The sequence below is a fragment of the Burkholderia sp. 28_3 genome, from assembly GCF_003253915.1.
In the GTDB taxonomy this organism is placed as follows: Bacteria; Pseudomonadota; Gammaproteobacteria; order Burkholderiales; family Burkholderiaceae; genus Burkholderia; species Burkholderia cenocepacia.
In genome coordinates, this window is the sequence record NZ_QKZF01000083.1 from 1 (window position 1) to 1,183 (window position 1,183).

The 1,183-nt window shown below is 62.0% G+C and carries 1 protein-coding gene; it reads right to left on the reverse strand.

Translation table 11 applies throughout. The features are described 5' to 3' along the window. Positions 1 to 1,127 (reverse strand): IS256 family transposase (locus DFS13_RS39695; protein WP_375669691.1); only part of this gene is annotated, 1,127 nt, incomplete at its 3' end. Positions 1,128 to 1,183 lie beyond the last annotated feature (56 nt).

The following is a 1,183-nucleotide window of genomic DNA, read 5'->3' on the forward strand; positions in this document are numbered from 1 at the left end:
AAGTGGCCGCGCGTCTTGATGATCTTGCGCAACTGCATGTTCAGACTTTCGATGGCGTTGGTCGTGTACACAACCCGTCGAATCTCCGGCGGGAACACGTAAAACGGGACGACGTGCTCCCATGCGCGCTGCCACGATTGCACGACGCTCGGGTATTTCTCGCCCCACGGGCCGTCAGCGAAGTCTTGCAGTGCCTGTCTCGCCGCTTCCTCACTGGCGGCCGCGTAGATCGGACGCAGCGCGGCGGCGAGTACCTTACGGTCCTTGTAGCTGGCGTATTCGAGGCTGTTGCGGATCAGATGCACGATGCAGGTCTGAACAGTGGTTCGTGGATAGGCTGCGCTGATGGCCTCGGTCAGCCCCTTCAAGCCATCCACCACGGCGATCAGAATGTCCTGGCAGCCGCGCGTCTTCAATTCGTTGAACACCTTGAGCCAGAACTTGGCGCCTTCGGTCTGCTCGATCCAGAGGCCCAGCACATCGCGCTGGCCATCGGCCTGAATGCCCAAAGCCAGATAGACGGCCTTGTTGCTGACCACGCCGTCGTCGCGGATCTTGACCCGCAGCGCGTCGAAGAACACCACCGGGTACATCGTCTCGAGCGGGCGGCTCTGCCAGCTCAGCGCCTCGGCCATCACCTCATCGGTGACCGAGCTGATGAAGTCGGGCGACACCTCGGTGCCATAGTGCTCGGCCAGAAATCCCTGAATCTCGCGCACGCTCATGCCGCGGGCGTACATCGCGATGATGCGTTCGTCGAACCCGGTGAAACGGCGCTCGTGCTTGGGAATCAGGATCGGCTCGAAGCTGCCGTCACGGTCACGAGGCACGTCGACCCGGACCGGACCACGATCAGTGATGACCGTCTTGCCACTGGCACCGTTGCGCTCGTTGGCCTGACCGAGAGGCTTGGCCTGGCCCGGCGGGTAGCCCAGATGCATATTCATCTCGGCGCCCATCGCTCGCTCGATGACCGCCTTGTTGAACGCCAACATCAGGTCCTGCACCTCGGCGGGCGTCATCGGCCCCTTGACCAACTGGTCCAGCAGTTCCTTGGGCAGTTCAGGCAGCGGCCCGCGGGCCGCTGCCTGACGCGCGACAGTCTGTCTTTTCTTCTTCATCGGCATATCCATGGCTTTTACACCTCATCATATGCCTCGCCCACGAAATCACGGATAGGTCC